Source organism: Zhengella sedimenti (assembly GCF_046506625.1).
GTDB classification, from domain to species: Bacteria; Pseudomonadota; Alphaproteobacteria; order Rhizobiales; family Rhizobiaceae; genus Zhengella; species Zhengella sedimenti.
In genome coordinates, this window is record NZ_JBKFFP010000007.1 from 116,957 (window position 1) to 139,008 (window position 22,052).

General features: G+C 64.1%; 21 protein-coding genes. 7 read left to right on the forward strand and 14 right to left on the reverse strand.

From position 1 onward, the window contains the following. Positions 1-8: 8 nt before the first annotated feature. Positions 9-1,658, reverse strand: coding sequence for an energy-dependent translational throttle protein EttA (gene ettA / locus ACLB6G_RS17755; protein WP_410357548.1), 1,650 nt, complete (start codon positions 1,656-1,658; stop codon positions 9-11). Between the two features lie 154 nt (positions 1,659-1,812). Between ettA and ACLB6G_RS17760 the strand changes: the two genes are divergently transcribed. The 4 genes from ACLB6G_RS17760 to ACLB6G_RS17775 all read left to right on the forward strand — a co-directional run bounded on the left by ACLB6G_RS17760 (position 1,813) and on the right by ACLB6G_RS17775 (position 6,473). Beyond that, positions 1,813-2,757: an alpha/beta fold hydrolase gene (locus ACLB6G_RS17760; RefSeq protein ID WP_410357549.1), complete on the forward strand. Its 945-nt coding sequence runs from the start codon at positions 1,813-1,815 to the stop codon at positions 2,755-2,757. Between the two features lie 80 nt (positions 2,758-2,837). Then, positions 2,838-3,656, forward strand: coding sequence for a TerC family protein (locus ACLB6G_RS17765; RefSeq protein ID WP_410357550.1), 819 nt, complete (start codon positions 2,838-2,840; stop codon positions 3,654-3,656). Further along, complete coding sequence (locus tag ACLB6G_RS17770) at positions 3,649-4,824, forward strand: CaiB/BaiF CoA transferase family protein (protein WP_410357551.1); 1,176 nt, start codon at positions 3,649-3,651, stop codon at positions 4,822-4,824. Before ACLB6G_RS17765 ends, ACLB6G_RS17770 begins: the two co-directional genes overlap by 8 nt. Then, positions 4,821-6,473 carry a thiamine pyrophosphate-binding protein gene (locus ACLB6G_RS17775; protein ID WP_410357552.1) on the forward strand — a complete coding sequence of 551 codons (1,653 nt, stop codon included), beginning with the start codon at positions 4,821-4,823 and terminating at the stop codon, positions 6,471-6,473. Before ACLB6G_RS17770 ends, ACLB6G_RS17775 begins: the two co-directional genes overlap by 4 nt. Here the strand turns inward: ACLB6G_RS17775 and ACLB6G_RS17780 are convergent, their stop codons facing one another. From ACLB6G_RS17780 to paaA, 6 genes are all read right to left on the reverse strand, one after another. Then, positions 6,474-7,469 (reverse strand): AEC family transporter, encoded by a 996-nt coding sequence (locus tag ACLB6G_RS17780; RefSeq protein ID WP_410357553.1) that lies wholly within the window; start codon positions 7,467-7,469, stop codon positions 6,474-6,476. Positions 7,470-7,572: 103 nt separating this feature from the next. Then, a complete protein-coding gene (paaE, locus tag ACLB6G_RS17785; protein WP_410357554.1) occupies positions 7,573-8,649 on the reverse strand; it encodes a 1,2-phenylacetyl-CoA epoxidase subunit PaaE in 1,077 nt (358 codons plus the stop codon). 10 nt (positions 8,650-8,659) lie between these two features. After that, the gene (paaD, locus tag ACLB6G_RS17790) at positions 8,660-9,160 is read right to left on the reverse strand and encodes a 1,2-phenylacetyl-CoA epoxidase subunit PaaD (RefSeq protein ID WP_410357555.1); all 501 of its coding nucleotides are present in this window, start codon (positions 9,158-9,160) and stop codon (positions 8,660-8,662) included. Further along, positions 9,154-9,915 (reverse strand): 1,2-phenylacetyl-CoA epoxidase subunit PaaC, encoded by a 762-nt coding sequence (paaC, locus tag ACLB6G_RS17795; RefSeq protein WP_410357556.1) that lies wholly within the window; start codon positions 9,913-9,915, stop codon positions 9,154-9,156. The genes paaD and paaC overlap by 7 nt, the downstream gene beginning before the upstream one ends. 43 nt (positions 9,916-9,958) lie before the next feature. Beyond that, positions 9,959-10,246 carry a 1,2-phenylacetyl-CoA epoxidase subunit PaaB gene (paaB, locus tag ACLB6G_RS17800; RefSeq protein WP_410357557.1) on the reverse strand — a complete coding sequence of 96 codons (288 nt, stop codon included), beginning with the start codon at positions 10,244-10,246 and terminating at the stop codon, positions 9,959-9,961. 17 nt (positions 10,247-10,263) lie between these two features. Continuing rightward, entirely contained in the window at positions 10,264-11,271 is a 1,008-nt protein-coding gene (gene paaA / locus ACLB6G_RS17805) for a 1,2-phenylacetyl-CoA epoxidase subunit PaaA (protein ID WP_410357558.1), read from the reverse strand. Between the two features lie 108 nt (positions 11,272-11,379). Between paaA and ACLB6G_RS17810 the strand changes: the two genes are divergently transcribed. Further along, the gene (locus tag ACLB6G_RS17810; protein WP_410357559.1) at positions 11,380-11,796 is read left to right on the forward strand and encodes a PaaI family thioesterase; all 417 of its coding nucleotides are present in this window, start codon (positions 11,380-11,382) and stop codon (positions 11,794-11,796) included. A 74-nt stretch (positions 11,797-11,870) separates the two neighbouring features. Here ACLB6G_RS17810 and ACLB6G_RS17815 read toward each other — a convergent pair whose 3' ends face one another. From ACLB6G_RS17815 to paaI, 4 genes are read right to left on the reverse strand one after another with little or no spacing between them, the layout of a single operon-like run. Continuing rightward, complete coding sequence (locus ACLB6G_RS17815; RefSeq protein ID WP_410357560.1) at positions 11,871-12,764, reverse strand: PaaX family transcriptional regulator; 894 nt, start codon at positions 12,762-12,764, stop codon at positions 11,871-11,873. Positions 12,765-12,802: 38 nt separating this feature from the next. Then, the gene (locus tag ACLB6G_RS17820; RefSeq protein ID WP_410357561.1) at positions 12,803-13,399 is read right to left on the reverse strand and encodes a TetR/AcrR family transcriptional regulator; all 597 of its coding nucleotides are present in this window, start codon (positions 13,397-13,399) and stop codon (positions 12,803-12,805) included. 3 nt (positions 13,400-13,402) lie between these two features. Next, complete coding sequence (gene paaK / locus ACLB6G_RS17825; protein ID WP_410357562.1) at positions 13,403-14,716, reverse strand: phenylacetate--CoA ligase PaaK; 1,314 nt, start codon at positions 14,714-14,716, stop codon at positions 13,403-13,405. A 28-nt stretch (positions 14,717-14,744) separates the two neighbouring features. Beyond that, positions 14,745-15,176, reverse strand: a complete 432-nt coding sequence (paaI, locus tag ACLB6G_RS17830) for a hydroxyphenylacetyl-CoA thioesterase PaaI (RefSeq protein ID WP_410357563.1) — start codon at positions 15,174-15,176, stop codon at positions 14,745-14,747. 292 nt (positions 15,177-15,468) lie between these two features. Here paaI and paaZ point away from each other — a divergent pair, with 292 nt between their 5' ends. After that, positions 15,469-17,499, forward strand: coding sequence for a phenylacetic acid degradation bifunctional protein PaaZ (gene paaZ / locus ACLB6G_RS17835; protein ID WP_410357564.1), 2,031 nt, complete (start codon positions 15,469-15,471; stop codon positions 17,497-17,499). Between the two features lie 15 nt (positions 17,500-17,514). On the opposite strand, the gene ACLB6G_RS17840 is transcribed toward paaZ, so the two are convergent. Beyond that, a complete protein-coding gene (locus ACLB6G_RS17840) occupies positions 17,515-18,696 on the reverse strand; it encodes a multidrug effflux MFS transporter (RefSeq protein WP_410357565.1) in 1,182 nt (393 codons plus the stop codon). Positions 18,697-18,802: 106 nt separating this feature from the next. Beyond that, on the reverse strand, positions 18,803-19,690 hold the full coding sequence (locus ACLB6G_RS17845) for a helix-turn-helix domain-containing protein (RefSeq protein WP_410357566.1): 888 nt from the start codon (positions 19,688-19,690) through the stop codon (positions 18,803-18,805). Positions 19,691-19,781: 91 nt separating this feature from the next. Here ACLB6G_RS17845 and pobA point away from each other — a divergent pair, with 91 nt between their 5' ends. Continuing rightward, on the forward strand, positions 19,782-20,963 hold the full coding sequence (pobA, locus tag ACLB6G_RS17850; protein ID WP_410357567.1) for a 4-hydroxybenzoate 3-monooxygenase: 1,182 nt from the start codon (positions 19,782-19,784) through the stop codon (positions 20,961-20,963). A gap of 81 nt (positions 20,964-21,044) precedes the next feature. Here pobA and ACLB6G_RS17855 read toward each other — a convergent pair whose 3' ends face one another. Continuing rightward, the gene (locus ACLB6G_RS17855) at positions 21,045-22,037 is read right to left on the reverse strand and encodes an ABC transporter substrate-binding protein (protein ID WP_410357568.1); all 993 of its coding nucleotides are present in this window, start codon (positions 22,035-22,037) and stop codon (positions 21,045-21,047) included. Between the last annotated feature and the right edge of the window lie 15 nt (positions 22,038-22,052).

Here is a 22,052-nt window from a genome sequence, read left to right on the forward strand (position 1 = left end):
CTCACCCCTCAGCGCGTCAGTCTCTTGTATGTCACCCGCTTCGGGTTGATCGAATCGGGGCCGAGGCGGCGCACCTTGTCGGCCTCGTATTCCTCGAAATTGCCCTCGAACCATTCCACGTGGCTGTCGCCCTCGAAGGCAAGGATATGCGTGGCCAGCCGGTCGAGGAACATGCGGTCGTGGCTGATGATCACGGCGCAACCGGCGAAGTTCTCCAGAGCGTCTTCAAGCGCCGCGAGCGTTTCCGTGTCCAGGTCGTTTGTCGGTTCGTCGAGCAGGATGACGTTGCCGCCCTCCTTCAGGAGCTTGGCCATGTGCACGCGGTTGCGCTGCCCGCCCGAAAGTGTCCCCACCTTCTGCTGCTGGTCGCCGCCCTTGAAATTGAAGGACGAGCAATAGGCGCGGCTGTTCACTTCGTGCTTGCCGAGCCTGATCACGTCGTTTCCGCCCGAGACTTCCTCCCACACGGTCTTGTTGCCGTCCAGTGCGTCGCGGCTCTGGTCGACATAGCCGAGCTTGACGGTCTCGCCGATGCGGATGGCGCCGGTATCGGGCTGCTCCTGGCCGGTTATCATGCGGAACAGGGTCGTCTTGCCGGCACCGTTCGGACCGATCACGCCGACAATGCCGCCGGGCGGCAGCTTGAAGGACAGGTCCTCGATCAGCACGCGGTCGCCATAGGCCTTGGTGATGCCCTCGGCCTCGATGACCACCTGGCCGAGCCGTTCGCCCGCCGGAATGATGATCTGCGCATCGCCCGGGCGGCGGTCGCTGGCCGCCTTGACCAGTTCGTCATAGGCCTTGATGCGGGCCTTGGACTTCGCCTGCCGCGCTTTCGGGCTGGATGCAATCCACTCGCTCTCGCGCGCCAGCGCCTTCTGGCGCGCCGCCTCTTCGCGCCCCTCCTGCGCCATGCGCTTGCGCTTGGCTTCCAGATAGGCGGTGTAGTTGCCCTCGTAGGGAATGCCGCGGCCGCGATCCAGTTCGAGTATCCAGCCGGTCACGTTGTCGAGGAAATAGCGGTCGTGCGTGACCATCAGCACGGCGCCGGGATATTCGCGCAGGTGCTTTTCGAGCCAGGCGATGGTCTCGGCGTCGAGGTGGTTGGTCGGTTCGTCGAGCAGCAGGAGATCGGGCTGGGACAGCAGCAGCTTGCACAGCGCCACGCGGCGCTTCTCGCCACCCGACAGGTTGTCGATGGTCGCTTCGGCAGGCGGGCAGCGCAGCGCTTCCATGGCCATCTCCACCTGGGAATCGAGATCCCACAGGTTCTGCGCGTCGATGATGTCCTGCAGTTTCGCGCCTTCTTCCGCCGTCTCGTCGGAATAGTTCATCATTAATTCGTTGTAACGGTCGAGAATGGCCTTCTTGGCGGCCACACCCTCCATCACATTGCCCATCACGTTGAGCGCCGGGTCGAGTTCGGGTTCCTGGGGCAGGTAGCCGCAGGTCGCGCCATCGGCGAGCCAGGCCTCGCCGGTATATTCCTTGTCCATGCCGGCCATGATGCGCAGCACGGTGGACTTGCCGGCGCCGTTCGGGCCCAGGATGCCGATCTTGGCGTCGGGATAGAAGGACAGGTGGATGTTCTCCAGCACCTTCTTGTTGCCATAGGCCTTGTTGAGGCCGGACATGTGGTAGATGAACTGGCGCGCCATGGCGTCACTGCTCCGTTGCGAAACTGACGGGAAAGATTGACTGTCACATAGGCGAAACGGCCTTGCGGGGCAATGGTCCCCGCAGATTGAGATCGATCGCGACCGGCTTGCGCCCCGGCTTGACGCGGCCAACTGCGCCACGCACTCTCCGGCCATGACAAGCAAACGCTTTGCCCCGCGCACCCTCGCCTCGCCCACCGGCGCAACCTTGAACCTGTATCACCGCGAAGCGGAGGGGGACGCCATCGGCGTCGTCCAGATCAACCATGGCCTCGCCGAGCATTCGGCCCGCTATGCCCGCTTCGCCAGTGAACTCGCCCGCGCCGGCTTCCATGTCTATGCACAGGATAACCGCGGCCACGGCGGGACCGTGGTATCGAACACGCCACGGCAGATGTTCGCCTGGAAGGACGGTGCCACGAAGGTGATCGCCGATGTCGACATGGTGCACGACCTGATCGCCGGACAGCACCCGGATTTGCCTGTCATTGCGTTCGGCCATTCCATGGGCGGGCTGATCACGCTCAACTACGCGATGAAGCATGCGCAGCGGCTTGCGGGAGCGGCCATCTGGAATTCCAACTTCTCGGCCGGCGCCCTTGGCCAACTGGCCCGCGCCTTGCTCGCCTGGGAGCGTTTCCGCCTCGGATCGGATGCACCGTCGCGCATTCTTCCGAAACTGACCTTTCAGGCATGGAACCGGCAGTTCGAGCCGGTGCGGACCGAATTCGACTGGTTGTCACGCGACGAGGCGGAGGTGGACAAGTATGTCGCCGATCCGCTGTGCGGCTGGGATGCCTCCATATCCCTCTGGCAGGATCTCTTCAGCTTCATCTTCGCGGGCGCGAGTGATGCCCGGCTGAGGGCCATCCCGCGCGATTTCCCGCTTCATCTGCTTGGCGGCGAAAAGGACCCGGCGACCGATGGCGGCAAGGCCGTCAGTCACCTGAAGGGCCGGCTGGACCGTCTGGGTTTCACGGCCGTCGAATGCACGATCCTCCCTGAGACCCGGCACGAGAGCCTCAACGAGACCAACCGCGAGGAAACGACCCACCGCTTCCTTGAATGGGCCCGCGAGACCGTCGCAGGTGCGGGCTGAAAGCCTGTGGAGCCATCAGCCGTCATCTGCTACCTGTCTTCCGCCTTCATTATTTCGATTCATCGGCCGGGACCGGAACCATGTTTGCTGAACTCTTCACCATCGAGCATCTGACCACATTCCTTGTGCTGACCGCGCTTGAAACCGTCCTCGGTTTCGACAACCTGCTCTACATATCCATCGAGGCAAAACGGGTGGCTCCGGACCGTCAGGCCTTCGTCCGCAAATGGGGCATCATCCTGGCAATCGGTCTGCGCATCGTTCTGCTCTTCGTGGTCCTTCAACTCATCCAGGCATTCCAGGATCCGCTCTTCACGATCAACATCCCGCCTTTCGTGGACGGTGCGGTATCTGGCCATGCACTGATCGTGCTGGCTGGCGGCGTCTTCCTCATCTACACCGCCATGAAGGAAATCCTCCACATGATGAGCCTGGAGGAGCACGATGCGGATGCCGGGAAGAAGGCCGGCAAGTCGCTTGCGAGTGCGTTGTTCTGGATCCTGGCCATGAACCTCGTTTTCTCCTTCGATACCGTGCTTTCCGCGGTGGCGCTCACCAAGAACTTCATCGTCATGACGGCTGCCATCGTCGTATCCGGTGCCCTGATGGTTCTCATGGCTGAAACTGTGGCGAACTTCCTCAAGCGCAACCGCATGTATGAAGTACTCGGCCTTTTCGTGCTGCTTCTGGTCGGCATCATGCTGATGAGCGAAGGCGGACATATCGCCCACCTGCATTTCTTCGGCTACGAGGTCACGGCGATGTCCAAGGCCACCTTCTATTTCGTCCTCGTCACGATGGTGCTGGTCGAGATCGTCCAGGGCCGCTACCAGCGCAAGCTCATGGCGGAAAAGCAGCAGATGATTGCGCAAGCCGGAACGGTGCAGGAACATGGCTGAAGCTCCCCTGAAGGGTATACGCGTCATCGAACTGGCGCGTATCCTTGCCGGTCCCTGGGCCGGGCAATTGCTGGCCGATCTCGGCGCGGATGTGATCAAGATCGAGAAGCCGGGCGATGGCGACGACACGCGTCACTGGGGACCGCCCTTTGTCACCGGCGCAGACGGCGAAAACCTTTCAGCGGCCTATTATCACTCGACCAATCGCGGAAAGCGGTCGGTCGCCATCGACATCGCCTCGCCGGAAGGGGCCGAGACGGTACGCAAGCTGATTGCCGGGGCCGATGTCGTCATCGAGAACTTCAAGGTCGGCGGCCTGAAGAAATACGGCCTCGATTACGAGAGCGCGAAGGCGGTCAATCCGCGCCTGGTCTATTGCTCCATCACCGGTTTCGGCCAGACGGGCCCCTACGCGCCCCGTGCCGGATATGATTTCATCATCCAGGCCATGGCCGGCATGATGTCGATCACCGGGGAACCCGGCCGCGAGCCGCAAAAGGCCGGCGTCGCGATTTCCGACATTTTCACCGGGCTTTATTCCGTCATCGCCATCCAGGCGGCGTTGCGCCATGCGGAAAGAACGGGTGAAGGCCAGTGGATCGACATGGCGCTGTTCGACACCCAGGCCGGCATTCTGGGCAATCAGAACCTGAACTACCTCGTATCCGGCGTTCCGCCGAAGCAGATGGGCAATGCCCACATGAACATCGCGCCTTACGAGGTCTTCCCCGTCCGCGACGGCCACGTGATCATCGCGGTGGGCAATGACGGCCAGTTCCAGCGCTTCTGCAAGCTGCTCGGCGCCAGTGACCTTGCCAGCGACCCGCAATTCCTGAAGAATCCGGATCGGGTCGCCGACCGCGAGCGCCTTCGCGAGGCGATCATCGGCTACATGAAGGACTGGACAAAGACGGATATCCTTGCGGCCTGCGAAGCCAATGCCGTGCCCGCCGGACCGATCAACAACATCGCCGAGATGTTCGACGACCCGCAGATCAAGGCCCGCCAGATGCGTTTCGATCTGGCCGACCGGGCCGGGACGGAGATCCCGCAGGTGCGCGCGCCGATCCTGCTGCCGGCCTCGCCGCTCAACTACCGGCGCCCTTCGCCCCGTCTGGGCGAACATACGGCAGAAGTCCTTGGTGAACTGAAAGAAGACAGCGAATGAAGACCGGCGGCCAACTCATCGTCGATTGCCTGGAAGCCAACGGCGCCACGCATGCGTTCCTCGTGCCGGGCGAAAGCTTCCTCGCCGTGCTCGATGCCCTTCATGATTCCACTATCAGCCCCGTGGTCTGCCGTCAGGAAGGCGGTGCGGCGATGATGGCCGACTGCCATGGCCGCCTGACCGGCCATCCGGGCATCTGTTTCGTCACCCGCGGCCCGGGCGCCACCAATGCTTCGGCCGGGGTTCACATCGCCGCGCAGGATTCCACGCCGATGATCCTGTTCATCGGCCAGATCGCGCGCGGCATCCGCGAACGCGAAGCCTTCCAGGAGGTCGACTACAAGCGCTTTTTCGGCGACATGGCCAAATGGGTGGCCGAGATCGACGATGCGGCGCGCATCCCGGAATTCGTCACGCGCGCCTATGCCACCGCCACGTCCGGTCGCCCCGGTCCGGTGGTGCTCGTCTTGCCGGAGGACATGCTGACGGAGACCGTGGACGCGCCGGCGCCCTTGGCCTGCACGCCGGTGGAAACCGCACCGTCGCCTGCAGCCATGGATGCCCTTCGCGGCTATCTGGAGAAAGCCGAAAGGCCTTTCGTGATCCTGGGGGGATCGGGCTGGACACGTGAGGCCGTCTCGAAATTTCAGGCAGCGGCCGAGCGCTGGGCCCTGCCCGTCGGCGTCTCCTTTCGCCGCCAGATGCTCTTCGACCACCTTCATCCCTGCTATGCCGGGGATGTCGGCATTTCCATCAATCCGGCCTTGGCACGACGCGTGAAGGAGGCCGATCTCGTCCTCCTCATCGGCGGCCGCATGTCGGAAATGCCAAGCCAGGACTACACGCTTCTGAAAAGCCCCTATCCTGACCAGACACTCGTCCACGTCCATGCCAGTGCCGAGGAACTCGGCCGTGTCTACCGGCCGGCACTGGCCATCCATTCCCGGCCGACAGCCTTTGCCGAGGCTTTCGCCGCACTGACACCGCCCGCTGCCCCTCCCGCCTGGGCCGGAGAGACGCCAAAGGCCCATGCCGAGTATCGCGCCTGGTCAACCCCGCCCGAAACCGGGCCCGGCGCCGTCGCCATGGGGCCGATCATGACGCATCTGGAGGAGGTCCTTCCGCCCGACGCGATCCTGACCAATGGCGCGGGCAATTATGCGACGTGGCTGCACCGCTTCCACCGCTTCCGCCGTTTTGCCACACAGGGCGCGCCGACGTCCGGCTCGATGGGCTATGGCGTGCCCGGCGCCGTGGCCGCAAAGCTGCTGTTTCCGGAGCGCGAGGTCATCGCATTTGCCGGTGACGGCTGCTTCCAGATGACGGGCCAGGAATTCGGCACCGCCATGCAGCACGGCGCCAATATCATCGTTCTCGTGATCAACAACGGGATCTATGGCACGATCCGGATGCACCAGGAACGCGAATATCCCGGTCGCGTCTCCGGAACCGACATGGTCAACCCCGATTTCGCCGCCCTGGCCCGGGCCTATGGCGGCCACGGTGAAACGGTGCGCACGACGGATGAATTCGCAGCCGCATTCGAGCGCGCGCGCCAGTCCGGCAAGCCGTCCATCATCGAGATCGTGCTCGATCCCGAAGCCCTGACCGTATCGCGGACACTGAGCGACATCCGCGCGGGAAGATAGTCAGAAGCCCAGGTACCAGAGCAGCACCGAAAGCGTGACGAAGGAAAACACCGTCGTCCCTGTCAGTGCCACGGCGGACAATTCTTCCTGCCCGTGCGCCTGCGCGAGAATCGTGTAGATTCCGAAGATCGGCAATGCGCCGGTGATGATGAGCGCCTTGATCTCCAGGTCCGTCAGCGGCAGCAGGCCGCTTGCTGCCACGATCGAGACGCCGGCGAGGATGGCAAGCGGGTGAATGAGCAGTTTGCCGGTCACCACCGGGACGGCGTCCTTCCACACGCCGCCAATCGCCAGTCCGGCCAGTGTGCCGCCGATAACGAAGAGCGAGACCGGCGCGGCCGCGCCGGCGAACAGCCCAATCGTGCGCGTCAGCACCGATGGCAGTTCGAATGGCAGCAGCGAGACCACAAGGCCCAGCACCAGTGCGATCACCAGCGGATTGCGCACAAGTCGCCCTGCCGCCACGAGAAAGGCCGTGACCGGGCTGCCGTCCTTCTGCTGGCTGGCCAGTGCCAGCAACAGCGGGATGATGATGGCATTCTCCACCAGCATGTTGAGCGCGAGAACGACGCCGGCAAAATCCGGATAGATGAGAACGCCGAGCGGATAGCCCACGAAACCGGAATTCGGGCAACTCATGCCCATGGCACTCATTCCGGCGCCCGCTGCCCCCTGCCCGCGCACCAGGCGCGAGAAGGTATAGCCGAGCGTCACCATGATGAGCGAACCGGTCAGATAGGCCGTCATGTAGCCAGGGCGGATGATCTCGCCGAAGGGCTTCGTCGAAAGGGCTGAGAACAGCAGCGCGGGAAGCGCGACGTAGAGGACGAAACTGCCCAGAAGGCGCATGTCCGAGGCCCTGAACAGGCCGGCCCGGACCGAAAGGAAACCCGCCAGGATCGCGAGGTAGATGGGGCCTGTGATCGACAGGATGGACAGCATGAATGGGGACCGGTCGCCAATGCGGATGTGAAAGCAGCGGAGTCCGGTTAGCACGTCCGCCCGCCGGTCCAAAGCCGGACGGCGAGCCGGAACGCAAAAGCAATACGCCCGCCATCATTTGAATGGCGGGCGTATTGTTATCTACAGTTCCGGTAACTCAAACCGCGTCGAAATCAAGCACCAGCTTGTCGGAGGTCGCCCGCGTCTGGCAGGCGAGCGTGTAGCCTGCCTCCACTTCCCAAGGCTCCAGCGAGAAGTTCATGGCCATTTCGGACGACCCTTCCACCACCTTGCAGCGGCAGGTGCAGCACATCCCGTTGGCACAGGACCATGGCAATTCATGGCCCGCCTTGTGCGCCGCATCCAGCACGCTCTGCTCGGGATCGGTGATCGCGAAGCGCTTGCGAACGCCGTCATGGACGACCTCGACGGCAACGCCTTTCCCTGCCGCCTCGCGCGCGGCCGCCGAAGCCGGACGCGCCTTCGGCGTCTCGCCGTCAAGCGTGAAGCGCTCGAAGCGGATGCGTCCCTCCGGCATGCCGAGGTCTTTCAGCGTTTCGGCAACCGCGTCGATCATGGCCCCCGGGCCGCACAGGAAGGCAAGATCATGGCTGGCTGGGTCGATCATGCCGCGCGCGGCAAACAGGCGGATGCGCTCGCCGTCGATCCGCCCGTTCAGCGCATCGACATCCTGGCTTTCGCGGGACAGCACGTGGATCAGCGAGAACCGGCCCATATGGCGGTCCTTCAGGTCCTCGACCTCTTCCAGGAACATGATCGATCCTGTTTCGCGATTGCCATAGACGAGCGTCACGCGGCTTCCCGGCTCATGGCCGAGCACAGCCTTGGCGATGGCAAGCATGGGCGTGATGCCGGAACCGGCTGCCACCAGAAGATAATCATGATCGCCGCCGATGTCCGGCGTGAACCGGCCTTCCGGCTCCATGACCCGGATCACGTCGCCCGTCGACAGTTTCTCGGTCACGAAGCTGGAGAACCGGCCGTCCTCCACCCTGCGGATGCCGACCCGCAAGTGCGGCTCCCCCGGCCCGGAACAGATCGAATAGGACCGGCGCAATTCCTCGCCGTCCACATCGGCCGACAGCGTCAGGTACTGCCCGGGCTTGAAGGCGAAACGCTCCTTCAGATCGGCGGGGATGTCAAAGGCGATGGAAACCGCATCCGGCGTCTCGCGGTCGATGCGCGCTACGGTCAGGTCGTGAAAACGGGACATGGTCGCCTCCTCACAGGCATTTGAAATAGTCGAAGGGTTCGCGGCAGGCCTTGCAGCGCCAATGCGCCTTGCAGGGTGTCGATCCGAATTCCGACAGCCGTTCGGTATCGGTGGAGCCGCATTTCGGGCAGGCCACCTCCTCCTCGCCGAACAGCGCGCGGATCGAGTTCGAAGCCTTCTTCGGCGGCGCGATGCCGTAGGCGCGCAGCTTCTCCCTCCCCTCGTCGGTGATCCAGTCCGTGGTCCAGGCCGGATGCAGCACCCGCTCGACGCGCACCTCGAAGCCGGCATCGCGCAGCGCGGCTTCAACCGCCAGTTCGATGGCCACGGTCGCAGGGCAGCCCGAATAGGTGGGGGTGACCTTCGCCACGGCGATGCCCTCGTCATCGAGCTCGACGGAACGCAGGATGCCGAGATCGGCCACCGTCACGCAGGGCACTTCCGGGTCGGGCACGGAAGCGGCGGCCTCCCAGGCGCGGGCGGCGTCGGCGCTGTGCGCCATCGTCACCATGTCGCGCCCGGATAGGTGCGCTGCATGTATTGCAGCTCGGCCAGAAGGTGCCCCATCTCCTCGCCATGCAGGCCGGCGCGTCCGCCGCGCGGCCCTTCGTCGCTGTCCGGCAGGGTCAGTCCCGCGGCTGCGAAGATCGGCCCGATCGTCTGCTCGAAGGCCGGCTTCAGCGACGCCGGGTCCGGTGCAACGCCCGCCTCGGCCATGGCCTGCGTCACGGCGTCGGACTGGAAAAGCTCACCGGTATAGCGGTGCAGCGCCTCCACGGCAGCCGCCATGCGTCGCGCGCTCTCCTCGGTGCCGTCGCCAAGCCGGATCACCCATTCGCCGGCATGGCGGATGTGATAGGCCACTTCCTTGATCGCCTTGGCGGCAATGGCGCGGATGGTCTCATCCGTCGATGCCAGGCACTGCGTCCAGTAGGCCTCCATGTAGGCCGCAAAGTAGAGCTGGCGCAGCATCGTATGCGCAAAGTCGCCGTTCGGGCGCTCCACCATCAGGCAATTGGTGTAGTCCCGTTCGCGGCGCATATAGGCCAGGTCGTCCTCGGTCCGGCCCTGGCCTTCCAGTTCGGCGGCATACTGGTAGAGGGAGCGCGCCTGTCCGATCAGATCGAGCGCCATGTTGGGCATGGCGAGATCCTCCTCCAGCATCGGCGCATGGCCGCACCACTCCGAAACGCGATGGCCGAGGATCAGGTGATCGTCGGCAAGGCGCAGCACCAGCGCCAGCCGGGCATCGTTCGTGTCTTTCATGTCGTTCTTCCTCCGCTGACGGACCTTGCCGGACTGCAGCCGCTTACATGTGGCCCACGTCTTCCGGGATCTCGTAAAAGGTCGGATGGCGGTAGATCTTGGAGGCGGTCGGCTCGAAGTTCTCGTCCTTCTGTGCCGGATCGGACGCCGTGATCGCGCTGGATGGCACGACCCAGATCGAGGTGCCCTCGCCCCGCCGCGTGTAGACGTCGCGCGCCGACTGCAGGGCAAGCTCGGCGTCGGCCGCATGCAGCGAGCCGCAATGCTTGTGCGACAGGCCGTTGCGCGGCCGGATGAAGACTTCCCAAAGGGGCGTTTCGTTCTTGCTCATCACGTGTCCTCCAGACCTTATTCCGCAGCAATTTTCGCGGCTTGCGCACGGGCGCGGCGCTTCTCGGCATGGGCAAGTGCTGCTTCACGGACCCATTCACCGTCTTCCCAGGCCTTGCGGCGGGCGGCGATGCGGTCGCGGTTCATCGGACCGTTGCCCTTCACCACGCGCCAGAATTCGTCCCAGTCGATCTTGCCGAAATCGTAGCCGCCCTTGCCGTCGTTCTTCGCCGGATTCCACTTCAGGTCCGGGTCCGGGAATGTCAGCCCGATGAACTCGCCCTGCGGCACGGTGGCGTCCACGAACTTCTGGCGCAACTCGTCATTGGAGAAGCGCTTGATCTTCCACTTCATCGACTGGTCGCCATGCTGGCTGTCACCATCATGCGGACCGAACATCATCAGCGAAGGCCACCACCAGCGGTTCAGCGCATCCTGCGCCATTTCCTTCTGTTCGTCCGTGCCGCGCATCAGCGTCATCATGATCTCGTAGCCCTGGCGCTGGTGGAAGCTCTCTTCCTTGCAAACGCGGATCATGGCGCGCGCATAGGGTCCGTAGGAGCAACGGCACAGCGGGATCTGGTTCATGATCGCCGCGCCGTCCACCAGCCATCCGATGGCGCCGATGTCGGCCCAGGTCAGCGTCGGATAGTTGAAGATGGAGGAATACTTCGCCTTGCCGGACAGGAGTTCCTCGGTCATCTGGTCGCGGCTCACACCCAGAGTCTCCGCAGCCGAATAGAGATAGAGCCCGTGGCCGCCTTCGTCCTGCACCTTGGCGAGCAGCGCCGCCTTGCGCTTGAGGCTCGGCGCGCGCGTGATCCAGTTGCCTTCCGGCAGCATGCCGACAATCTCCGAATGGGCATGCTGGCCGATCTGCCGGACCAATGTTCGGCGATAACCTTCCGGCATCGCATCGTTCGGCTCGATCTTCTCTTCCGCGTCGATACGCGCCTGGAAGGCAGCCAGAAAGGCCTCGTCCTCTTCCGTAGCCGTATTCGCACCGATAAGCCCTTGGCTGTACATGGCTTTTCCTCCAGACTTGGTTGCCTGTTGCAACCGCTGACGCCATGTGTAACAAAAATTCGATCATATTGCAATTCGCCGTAACATAAAATCGGCAAGGGAGGGAAGATGAGCCTGCTGACCACGAGCGAGACCGATGCGGTCCTGGAGAAGATGTTCGCCCCCTTCATCCGGCGCATGGGCCTGAAGACCCTGGCCGTTGAGGCGCGCGGCGCAACCTTCCTTCTGCCCGGCGACATGGATTTCGTGCATGGCGGCGGCGTCATCTGCGGCCAGGCCATCGCCTCGGCAGCCGACACTTGCGCCATTCTTGCCCTGACGGCCGTCAACGGCCAGTTCCGCATGGTGACCACGGTGGACCTGACCACCCATTTCATCCGGCCATTGAAACCGGTCGACACCCACGTTCGCATCGTCATCGAATCGAACGGAAAGCGGATGGCCTATCTGCGCGCGGAAATCGCGCCGGCCGGAACCGACAGGCTGGCGGCAACCGCCACAGGCGCCTTCATGTATCTTGACTGACGGGCAGCCGCCAAAACCCGCGTCAAATCAATTCGTTGCACACCAAACCTGAATCGGGTCGGCAACGCTATGAATCAATCCGTGAAGTTGGAAATGGACGGCTGGATTCCGAACCGCTGGGCGAATGCCACCGGATCGCGTTGCGGCGCGAGACCCTGCCCGTCCAGCCATGCCTCGCTTGCCGGAATCAGCGGGGCATAGACCCGTCTCGCCACCAGCCGCGCCGTCTCGCCCGTCCAGCCATGCGGCAGGAGCGCCCCCGGCAATCCCGGATCGCGCAGCACCAGCCGGCGCCAATCATGGATGAGAAGGGTGCGCGCGGCGATCGCATCCAGCGGTGACAGCCGGTCGCCCGCGGCAAGCCGCTCGGCCAACGGCATCCAGAGGTCCGAGAACGCACCATATCGCGCGGCTAGATCGTCCAGGCCCCAAAGCGCCGAAAATGCAGGGGGCAGGTCCGAGCCATTGCCGCGCACGGTCAGCATGCCGCTGGCAAGGTTCTTGTCGGTCAGGAGGCCGGGCTTGAGAAAGACGTGCTGCCCGATGCGCACGAAACCGTCGCCCACGAGGCCCTCGGCTTCTGCCGCGGTCATGGGGCCCGGCGCCATGACGACGGTCCAGGTGCCATTCCACGCCGGAGGCCCTTCGGCATAGATGCGCCGGGTCGCCTCGTCGAAGGCAAGACGCCCCGCGGTGGCAAGCTGGTAGAAGCTCTGACGTCCTTCGCGTTCGCGCGTCACCCAGCCATCGGCGGCCAGCCGCGACATGGCGGTGCGCACCGCGCCGGGCTCAACCCCGAGCCGTTCCATGACGGCCTGGATGTCGGCCAGTGCCGCCCGGCCTCCGCGCGGCACCACGGCATCGCCAAGGAAGGTGATGACAAGCGACCACACCCGAAGCCGCGGCTCCGCATGCAGCGCTGTCACGCGCCGGTTGAACTCGTCTGCGATCGTGGATCGAACGTCCATGAACGCCTTTTGCCACGGGCGCGCATGCTTGCAAAGCCTCAGGAAAGGTCGCGCACGCCAGCGACCATGATCCGCGTCGCAAGACGCGCATAATCCTTGCGGGTGAAGGCGCGCCCGTCACGGAACCACATATAGGCCCAGTTCAGCATCCCGAACAGCGTCATGGTGACCGGCTTGAGCAGGTCGCCGCCTTCGAACGCTTTCGGGTTCACCGCCCTGATCGCATCGGAAAAGATGCGCACCAGGTGGCGCTCCATGGCTTTCAGCTCCCCCTGCTGCTCCTCGGGAAGGAAGCTCATGGTCTCCAGCTGCACCTTGTGCTTGGAATCGGCGTCGCGGTAGCATTCGAGCAAAGCGGCAACGAGCACTTCCAGGCGTGCTTCGGGCGCCAGATCAGGCTGGTCCGCGTCCTCGACGGCATCGATCAGTTCAGACAGATGGTTGGCGATGATGTCATAAAGCATCGCCTCCTTCGACGAGTAGTAATGATAGAGCAACGCCTTGGAGACCCCGCAACGACGGGCCACCTCGGCCATGGAGGTGCGGTCGTAGCCGTCCTCCGCGAAGACCTGGGAGGCAGTCCGCGAGATTGCCTCGCGCTTGTCGTCGTGGTCCTTGGCGCGGGTGCGGGCCATGCCTCACCCGCCCTTGGGACGATTGTCCACGACCCTCACCGCCTTGCCCTGGCTACGCGCCACGCCTTCCGGCTCGGTGACGTTCACCCGCGTCGAGATCCCGATCACGCTCTTGATGTGATGGGCGAGTTCCTTCGCCGATGCGGCACGCGCCTCTCCGCTCGATTGCGCGGGAACGGATTCCACATGCACGGTCATGGAATCCATGCGCCCCTCGCGGGAAAGCTCGATCTGGAAATGTGGCGCCAGGCCGGAGACCTTGAGGATCTGCTCCTCGATCTGGGTCGGGAACACGTTGACGCCGCGCAGGATGATCATGTCGTCGGACCGGCCCGTGATCTTCTCCATGCGCCGCATCGAGCGCGCCGTGCCCGGCAGCAGGCGTGTCAGGTCGCGGGTGCGGTAGCGGATGATCGGGAAGGCTTCCTTGGAAAGCGAGGTGAAGACCAGTTCGCCCTTTTCCCCGTCTGGCAGCACTTCGCCGGTCGCCGGGTCGATGATCTCCGGATAGAAATGGTCCTCCCAGATATGCAGGCCGTCCTTGGTTTCCACGCACTCGTTGGCCACGCCCGGTCCCATCACCTCCGACAGGCCGTAAATGTCCACCGCATGCATGTCGAAGGCCTGCTCGATTTCCTGGCGCATGGCGTTGGTCCAGGGTTCGGCGCCAAAAATGCCCACCTGCAAGGGGCTGTTGCGCGGATCGAGACCGGCGGCGCGGTACTGGTCGAGGATGGACAGCATGTAGGACGGCGTGACCATGATGGTGGAGGCGCCGAAATCCTCGATCAGTGTCACCTGGCGCTCCGTCATGCCGCCCGAGACCGGCACGACCGTGCAGCCAAGCCGCTCCGCCCCGTAATGGGCGCCAAGCCCGCCGGTGAACAGGCCATAGCCGTAGGCCACGTGGACGATGTCGCCCGGACGGGTGCCCGATGCGCGCAGCGAGCGCGCCACGACCTCCGCCCAGGTGGCAATATCCCGCTGCGTGTATCCCACGACCGTCGGCTTGCCGGTCGTACCCGAAGAGGCATGGATGCGCACCACCTTCTCGCGCGGCACCGCGAACATCCCGAAGGGATAGTTGTCGCGAAGGTCCGTCTTCACCGTGAACGGAAATTTCGCAAGGTCGGACAATTGCTTCAGATCGTGGGGATGCACACCGGCCTTGTCGAAGCTGGCAGTGTAGAACGGCACGTTCTCGTAGGCATGGGCCAGCGACCATTTGAGCCGGTCAAGCTGCAAGGCCTGGATCTCGTCGCGCGACGCGATTTCGATGGGATCGAGATCCTCCTTGCGGGGCGTAAGGTCTTTCATGCTGTCCTCCGGTTGGCCAGTACCGGCCTTATTCTGCGAAATGCTGTCCCTTGATCACGCGGCTGTTGCCTCGGAATTCCGCGATGATGCGCCCGTCCTGGTTCGTCACCGACACATCGTAGATGCCGGACCGGCCGAAACGCGCCAGTTCCCTGCACCGCGCCGTCAGCCGGTCGCCGAGCATGCCCGGCGCCACGAAGGTAATGGTGTTGGATTGCGCCACGACGATCTGGTTGTAGGAATTGCAGGCGAAGGCGAAGGCCGTGTCGGCCAGCGTGAAGATGTAGCCGCCATGGCAGATGTCATGCCCGTTGGTATGGTGCTGCTCCACCGTCATCGACGTCACCGCCGTCCCCGGCCCGATCTCGTCCAGGCTCATGCCCAGCCATTTGGACGCGTCATCATTGGCCCACATGGCCTCTGCGCTTCTTTGCGCGATTTCCAGCGGCGACAAGGTCATCGCTCCGGCTCCTCCCCGTGCAACCGGCCCCTCCCGGCCCGGTATGGTTGAGACTTGCATAAACCGGCCGGACGGTCAATAATACTTCATCACCGGGACGTCGCGTTCCGGCGGGAGGAACATCGTGATCATCGGCGGGATCGCCGGCACCCATGGCGCTGGCCGGGTCGGCCGGTGCCCTGGAAGCCGGATGCGCGGACGGGCATCGATGACACGCGGTTTCCCGCTGCCACCGGCTTCCGGGCACAAGGCGCTCGCGCCTTGTCAACATGAAACCGAGAGGGAACGCCCCATGACCGTCATGAAGCTCCATTCCTATGCCGCCGGACGATGGATTGCCCCGGCGGGCCGGATCAGCCGCTTGAAGAGCGCCGTGACCGGCGTAGTGGTCGCGGAACTGGGGTCCGGCGACCTGTCCATGGCGGCCATGACCAATTATGCCCGCGAGGTGGGCGGCCCGGCCCTGCGAGCCATGACGTTCCACGAGCGCGCCGCCATGCTCAAGGGCCTGGCGCAGTATCTTGGCGGACGGAAGGACGAACTCTACGAACTCTCCTACGACACCGGCACGACGAAGCCCGACGCCATGATCGACATCGACGGCGGCATCGGTACGCTCTTCGTCTATGCCTCGAAGGGCCGCCGGGAACTGCCCGACGACGTGCTGCTGGTCGATGGCGGCATCGAACAGTTCGGCAAGACGGGAAGCTTCCTCGGCACCCATGTCTGCACATCGCTCCAGGGCGTCGCCGTTCACATCAACGCCTTCAACTTCCCCGTCTGGGGCATGCTGGAAAAGCTCTCGCCGACGCTGCTGGCCGGTGTTCCTGCCATCGTCAAGCCGGCTTCGGCCACCGCATGGCTGGCCGAGGCGGCTTTCCGCATGATGGTGGAAAGCGGCCTCCTGCCCGAGGGCGCTGTGCAATTCATTGCCGGCTCCACCGGGGACCTGCTCGACCGCCTGACCTGCCAGGATGTCGTTTCCTTCACCGGATCGGCGGCCACGGCGCAGATGCTGCGCACCAATCCGCTCATCACGCAGAACTCAGTGCGCTTCATCGCCGAACAGGATTCGCTCAACGCCACGATCCTTGGTCCCGATGCCGGGCCCGACACGCCGGAATTCGAGACCTTCCTGCGCGAGGTGATCCGCGAGATGACGGCCAAGGCCGGCCAGAAATGTACTGCCATGCGCCGCATTCTCGTTCCGCAGGCCATGATGGAACCGGCCATCGGCGCCATTGCGGCGAAGCTGGAAAAGACCCTGGTCGGCAATCCGCGCGCCGAGGGCGTGCGCATGGGCGCGCTGGCAAGCCTCGCCCAGCGCGACGACGTGCTCGCCAAGGCCGCCGTGATCGCCTCGGAGGCGCGCCGCGTCTTTGGCGATCCGGACGGCTTCACGCCCCACGATGCCGACGGCGCCCAGGGCGCCTTTGTGCCGCCCATGCTGTTTGCCTGTGACGATCCGGACAGCGCCTCGGCCATCCATTGCACCGAGGCCTTCGGTCCGGTTTCAACCGTGATGCCCTATCGCGATCTCGATCACGCGCTGGCCATCGCCAATCGCGGCGAAGGCTCGCTGGTCGCCTCCGTCTTCACCCATGATCCCGCCGTGGCCCGCCAGGCCGTGCTGTCGTCGGGTGCCTATCACGGCCGGCTCTATTTCGCCGACCGCGACACCGGCAAGGAAGCGACCGGCCATGGCGCACCCATGCCGCATCTGGTTCATGGCGGCCCGGGCCGTGCCGGCGGCGGCGAGGAAATGGGCGGCATTCGCGGTGTCATGCATTACATGCAGCGCACTGCCGTCCAGGGCAGCCCCGACATCCTGACCGGCATCACGCGAACCTTCATCAAGGGCGCGACGGCCACGGACAAGGAAGCGCACCCCTTCCGCATGCGTTTCGGCGAGCTGGAAATCGGGCATCGCCTGAAAACCCGGGCGCGCACCGTGACGCTGGAGGACATCGAGCATTTCGCCGAATTCACCGGCGACACCTTCTATGCCCACATGGACGAGGAAGCCGCGGCCGCCAATCCGTTCTTCCCCGGCCGGGTCGCCCACGGCTACCTGATCCTGTCCTTCGCAGCAGGCCTTTTCGTCGATCCGGCCCCGGGTCCCGTGCTGGCCAATTACGGGTTGGACAACCTGCGTTTCATGAAGCCGGTCTCACCCGGCGACAGCCTGTCCGTCGGGCTGACGGCCAAGTCCAAGACGCGCCGCAACGATGACTATGGCGAAGTCCGTTGGGACGTGGAAGTCACCAACCAGGACGGCGAAACCGTCGCCACCTACGAACTGCTGACCATGAACGCCATGTGAGACGGCCGGCCGCGGTCAGACCGGCCGTGGCCGCCAGCTTGATGTCAGCATCAGGCAGACAAGACAGACCGCCAGCAGCGAGGCCGCCCAGGAAACCATGCTGCCGCCATTGAAGACGACCAGCGCGGACACGATGGTGGAAGACCCGATCATGCTGGCAAAACCGTAAAGCGCGGTGGCGAAGCCCGCCACCTCGCCATGCGGGTCCAGCACCATGGCCGCAGCGTTCGAATAGACCACGAGATAGCTGGTCGCGAACAGGATCAGCAGGCATGTGATCAGCACGGGCGACATGACGCCCGCCATGGCACCCGCCAGGATCAGCCCCGATGCCAGCACCAGGACGAGGTTGCCGGCCACAGCCGCCCGCGCCACCCCGAACTGCCGGATGACGTGGCGGTTGCCCCACTGGCCGATCACGATGCCGATGCCGTGGAAGGCAAAATAGGATGCGAAGGCCAGGCCGGTCAGCCCGAAACTCGTCTCGTAAATGCGCGGCGCCGACGCGATGATCAGCAGCATGGCGGTCATCGACGCGATGGAAACCCAGATGAAGCGCCGCGACTGCGGATGCCTGAGCAGGCGCAGCGTGTTGCGCCAGTAGCTTTGCGGCGAAAGCGCCCGCGCCTGCCGGGCTTTCAGCGTCTCGGGCACGCCATGCATCATGGCAAGAAGCAGCAGCGACCAGGCGACCAGCGCCGCGAAGATGGCCCGCCAGCCGAAGATCGACGCCAGCCCCGAGCCGACAAAGGGGGCGATGATCGGTCCGAGCGCGAAGAACATCGTGGCCAACGCGAGGTTGCGCGCCAGTTCCTCGCCCGAATAGAGATCGCGGATGAAGGCCCGTGACATGACGATTGCCGCCGACGCCCCGAAACCCTGCAGGCCCCGCCCCGCCAGCAAGGTGGTGATATCAGGCGCAAGGACGCAGATGACGCTGCCGGAAAAATAGAAGATCAGGCCGCCGGCGAGCATGGCCTTGCGCCCGAAGCGGTCCGACGCTGGTCCCCACAGCAACTGCCCGAATGCGCTGGCGAACATGTAGATGGTCACCGTCCACTGGACCAGCGCATAGGGCTCGTCGAGTTCGCGCACCATGGCCGGAATGGCGGGCAGCGAAATGTCGATGGAAAACGCACCGATCGACATCAGCAACCCGCAATAGAGGGCAACGTAGCGGCCGAGGGCTTGGCTCATGGCAGATCCGGATTTGGGAGAGCGATGGACGAAAGGTGCATTCGTTATAGGTCATAATCGAAAGGCAGACAACGCCACACTCCTTTCCGGGGTGGACGCTGAACAATCACATGCCGGCCTGCTCACGAAAAGCCTTTGGCGACATGCCCGTCGCACGGGTGAAGACGCGGCTGAAATAGGCCGGATCGGCAAACCCCAGTTCATAGGCAATGGTCGCGACAGGCAGGTTTGTGAAGACGAGATTGCGCCGCGCCTCGCGCACGATCCGGGCTTCGATGGCCTTGGATGCCGGTTCGCCGGTGGACACGCGCAGCAGGCGGCTGAGGTGCTGCGGCGTGACATTTAGTGCCGAAGCATAGTCGGCGACCGTCCAGTGATCGCTGAAATGCGCCTCAAGCAGGGCATCGAACCGCCGCAAGAGCCGGTCCGCCGGTCCGCCTTCCCCTTCTGTCCCGGTCAGCAGGGCCGCATCCGCCGCACTGCCCGCAGCAGCGCGGGCAACCAGGGCCAGCAACTGTAATCCGAGCGCACGCAGCATTTGTGCCCGGCCATAGGCCCGCCCGGCATGTTCGGCGAAGATGGCTTCCATGACGGCCCGTTCGGCCGGCCCGGCGCGCACCGCATGGCTGCTTGCCAGCGCGGCACTGACGCCCTCGGTCGGGATCAGCAACTCGTCCAGCATCTCCGCCGCGAAGGTCACGACCCAGCCCTCGGTTCCCGGAAGGAAGGAGAACCCGTGCACGTCGCCCACGGCGACATTGATCAGCGTCATGGGTTCCAGCGTCAGGCTGCGATCCTCGATCCGCGCCGTCCCGCCCCCCTCGGCCACCAGCAGCACCTGGTGCAGGCGCGCATGGCGGTGCGGCGCGAATTCCCAGTCATTGAGCCGTGAGCGCGACGAGATCGTCTCGCAATGCACCACGTCGGGCAGGTCCCCGACTTCTCCGAACAGGTTGAAGTTGAGGATGCGCTGATAATCACGATGTCCGCTCATGTTCGATTTGTACAAGTGAATGCGGAGCCGGTCCATTCATGAAATCCGCCATTGCGCTAGTTTCAGCAAAACACGAATGGAGGAAACGGACATGGAAATCCCGTCCCGCACGAAGGTCTGCATCATCGGCGGCGGCCCCTCGGGCCTGTTGCTGTCGCAATTGCTGCACAAGCGCGGTATCGACAACATCGTCCTGGAGAAGCACAGCCGGGACCACGTTCTCTCCCGCATTCGCGCCGGTGTGCTGGAACACGGGTTCACCGAACTGATGCGCGAGGCCGGCGTCGGCGAACGCATGGATGCCGAAGGGGAAATCCATGACGGCTTCCACATCGCCCATGACGGGCGGATGGATCGCGTCGACCTGAAGAAATATTCCGGCCAGTCGGTGATGGTCTATGGCCAGACCGAGGTGACACGCGATCTTTATGACGCCCGTGAATCCATGGGCGGGATCGTCGTGCACGAAGCCGCCGACGTCCAGCCGCACGACATCGCCACCGATGCGCCCTGGGTCACCTGGCGCAAGGGCGACGACATCCGCCGCGTCGATTGCGATTTCGTCGTCGGCGCCGACGGCTTCCACGGTGTCTCGCGCAAGTCGATCCCCAAGGACGTGCTGCGCGAATACGAAAAGGTCTATCCCTTCGGCTGGCTCGGTGTCCTGTCGCGCACCAAGCCCGTCAACGAGGAACTGATCTACGCCAACCACGAACGTGGCTTCGCGCTTTGCTCGCTGCGCTCGCAGGTCCTTTCCCGTTACTACATCCAGGTGCCGCTGACCGACAGTGTCGAGGACTGGTCGGACGAGGCCTTCTGGGAGGAGTTGCGCAACAGGCTGCCCGCCGACGTGGCCGCGCGGCTGGAAACCGGTCCGTCGATCGAGAAGTCGATCGCCCCGCTGCGGTCCTTCGTGGCCGAACCCATGCGCTACGGCAATCTCTTCCTCGCCGGCGATTCCGCCCACATCGTCCCGCCCACCGGCGCGCGCGGGCTCAATACCGCCGCTTCCGACATCCAGTATCTCTATCATGGGCTGGTCGACCACTACCTCAACGGCGACAGCAAGGGCCTTGAGGAATATTCGGAAAAGGCGCTGGCCCGCGTCTGGAAGACGCAGCGCTTCTCCTGGTGGCTGACATCGCTGCTGCATCGCTTCCCGGACACGACAGACTATGACCGGAACCTGCAGCGGACCGAACTGGAATACCTCTTTTCATCCGACGCCGCCCAGACGGTGGTCGCCGAAAACTATGTCGGCCTTCCCTACTGACGCGCCTGGCCTTCACTGAAATGGTGAAAGGGGCGGCTTGCGGGCCGCCCCTTTCCTTTCGGTGCAATCGGATATGGCGACTCAGTTCAGCGCCTTGTCCGTGATGTCATGCGTCCAGGCGCCTTCCGGCTTCTTGGTGATGACCGGGTCGGAGCCGCCGCTCATCAGCGCCTCGACCGTCCGCTCGTAGTCGGCCGGATCGAGCGTACCGTTGGAACCGGCCGTCAGCTTGGCGATTTCACGCATCATGCGCTTCTGGTGCTTTTCGGTCTGCGCGCCGGTGGCGTCGTTCTCGAGCACGATCTCGGCGGCTTCGTCCGGGTTCTGCTCGGCCCACTTCCAGCCCTTCATCGACGCACGCACGAAGCGGGTCAGCTTGTCGACCATGGCCGGGTCCTTCAGGCTTTCCTCGAGCACCCAGATGCCGTCTTCCAGCGTCGAGACGCCCTCGTCCTCATACTTGAACACGACGAGTTCTTCCGGCGTCAGGCCGGCATCGATCACCTGCCAGTACTCGTTGTAGGTCATCGTCGAGATGCAGTCGGCCTGCTTCTGCAGCAGCGGGTCCACGTTGAAGCCCTGCTTCAGAACCGTCACGCCGTCCGGGCTGCCATCGGTCTTGTATCCCAGCTTGTTCATCCAGTTGAGGAAGGGATATTCGTTGCCGCCGAACCAGACGCCCAGCGTCTTGCCCTTGAAGTCCTCCGGTGAGGAAATGCCGGAATCCTTGCGGCAGGTCAGCATCATGCCGGAGCTCTTGAAGGGCTGCGCGATATTGACCAGCGGAATGCCTTTTTCACGGGTGGCGAGCGCCGAGGGCATCCAGTCGAGCACGATGTCCGCGCCACCGCCGGCGATCACCTGGGGCGGCGCGACGTCCGGACCGCCCGGCTTGATCTCGACATCGAGATTTTCTTCCTCGTAGAAACCCTTGTCCTTGGCCACGTAGTAGCCGGCGAACTGGGCCTGCGTGACCCACTTGAGCTGCAGCGTCAGCTTGTCGGCGGCGAGCGCCGAGAACGACGTCAGCGCGAGAGCCGACGCCATGAATGCGGTTGCAAGTGTCTTTTTCATTTCTTGTTCCCCTGG